Below are 2,051 nucleotides of genomic sequence, written 5' to 3' on the forward strand. Positions count from 1 at the left end.
AGCTATGTTAAACAATAATGTTGATTTTTAATATAAACGAGGGGACTTCAGTATTAAGGAGTTCCCTTGTTAGTTCAATAATTTCTTTACATCGTTTGAAATGTAGTTTTTTAAGAATACCAGTTCATCTTTCTCAAAACTATAAGTATCTTTATCATTTGAATAACATTTAACCACTTTTTCAACGGTGTTTTTTATCTCTTTGGGAAGTGTAGATAACCCCCAGTTACCAGCTTCTTGCTTTGAAGAAATAACACCTTCTTTTAGGTACCAATAAACTCTAATCAAATTTAGCGTACAGTAAATTGGGTCTTCTTCGATATTTTCTAAACAATCCGTGAAATCACCCATTATTGATGATAGATAATCTGAGGATGGAACTAAAGGAAAAACTTCATCAATAGATTTACCATATACACAAACCCCTCTTTTATTAGTGATGGTAATATGAGCTGCTAAATCTGCATCGGTATTAACATCACCATTCAAAAATTTGTCTGTTCCACTTAATAAATCATTTGCATATCGTTCTCTCCAAAATTCACTATAATGAAAATCAAATGGGCAAGGATGCTGCCAGACCTTTAATTGTTCAGTATTCAGGAAACTAATTTCAACAGGAAATGGGGAACTAGAATGCATTAATAAGAGCTTTGCTAATTTCCTTTTAGTTTCAACTGTCATCGACTTGTTTGTAACGACCAATACATCAATATCACTACTGTTCGGATTAAATCCTCCCATTGCTAAGGAACCGTGGATATAGATACCAATTAAATCATCTTTGATTATTTCTGAAATCCCTTTTTGCAGGTTGAAAATAAAATCATTTGTATCGAATGAACTTGATTTCAAATTATAAACCATCTATTACTACCCCTTTTTTTCCTATCTCACCTTCGGTACATCGTTTGATTTTCATAATGAAAATTGTGATAAACGCAATTTATCATAGGTGACATCAATTGAAAACAGGCTACTTTCAACAATCATCTTACTAACAGTTGTGTCGTCATTTCGATGTTTGATTTGGTCGAGAAATTGAAACCAACTCAAATAATGGTCGAGGTATTTTGTAGCCACACCATTAAATCGATTTAACCAGCCTTTTAAACGACTGTGATAACTATTTACATTTTGAATATGATAAACACCACGGACCCGTTCCTTACCATCTGATTTAAATCTATAATGTTCAAGTCCTTTTTCTTTTGCGTAGGTCATAAATGCCCGCCAAGCATCAGTACAAAGAACATTGGAAGAGGAAAGTTTAGACCCAATAGCTTCTTCCAAACGAGTTTTTATAATCCGACCCTGACCAACTACTTTCGAGTATGTTACCTTCTGACGGTCTCTTGCAACAAGAACACAGACTTGTTCTTTGCTGATACCCCGTTGAGAAGACGAACCTCCACGTTTTCGAGCTTTTCGTCCTTCCACTTTACGTTTCCCTTTTTCCGAGTAGAGAAAATAAGTCTCGTCCATTTCCACAATACCTTCGAATTGGTCAAAATCCATCTTTTTAATGGCTGAAAGGAGCTTATGCCTCCAATAAAATAAAGTTACATAATGAACTTCTAAAAGCTCTGACGATTTACGCAGTGAATAGCCTTCTATCATACACTGAACGAACTCCAACCATTTGTGAGGAAGATGAGTACGATGAAGAGGCGTATTCGTCACATCAGTAAAAGTCTTTCCACAATCTTTGCAGCGGTATCGTTGTCGTTCCAATGTACGGCTACCCATTTTCACATTATACTTACCGAAACGAACGGAGTTATTGGAATGGCAATGAGAACAAGTAAATCCATCTTTATGCTTCCGCTCTGAAACCTCTTTAAAAACAGGTTCACTTGCGGAATAGGAAGCCAAAGATTTAGTAAAGAACTCTTTTAGTCGGTATTGGTCTCCCGTACTCAACTTTCTAATTTCTTCGATAATGTCCTTCAATGCCATCCTTGCCAACTCCATATCGTTTAATTTTACAAATTCATTATAGAACAAGGGTTCGTTATAATCAAATATCAACAGAGTTATTTAACATAGCT

2 protein-coding genes are annotated in these 2,051 nt (G+C 35.2%); both read right to left on the minus strand.

Features of this window, described 5'->3' with window-relative positions; translation table 11 throughout:
* Nucleotides 1-69: 69 nt before the first annotated feature.
* Nucleotides 70-867 carry an aminoglycoside adenylyltransferase domain-containing protein gene (locus COD11_RS00190; RefSeq protein ID WP_098794756.1) on the minus strand — a complete coding sequence of 266 codons (798 nt, stop codon included), beginning with the start codon at nucleotides 865-867 and terminating at the stop codon, nucleotides 70-72.
* Nucleotides 868-918: 51 nt separating this feature from the next.
* Entirely contained in the window at nucleotides 919-1,959 is a 1,041-nt protein-coding gene (locus COD11_RS00195) for an IS1595 family transposase (protein WP_098794757.1), read from the minus strand.
* Between the last annotated feature and the right edge of the window lie 92 nt (nucleotides 1,960-2,051).

The sequence above is a fragment of the Bacillus sp. AFS040349 genome (assembly GCF_002577655.1).
Taxonomy (GTDB): domain Bacteria; phylum Bacillota; class Bacilli; order Bacillales; family Bacillaceae; genus Metabacillus.

What these genes read in the sequence shown, in the direction of transcription:
- COD11_RS00195 (WP_098794757.1), bottom strand. Translation starts at nt 1,959, where the DNA reads ATGGCATTGAAGGACATTATCGAAGAAATTAGAAAGTTGAGTACGGGA.
- COD11_RS00190 (WP_098794756.1), bottom strand. Translation starts at nt 867, where the DNA reads ATGGTTTATAATTTGAAATCAAGTTCATTCGATACAAATGATTTTATT.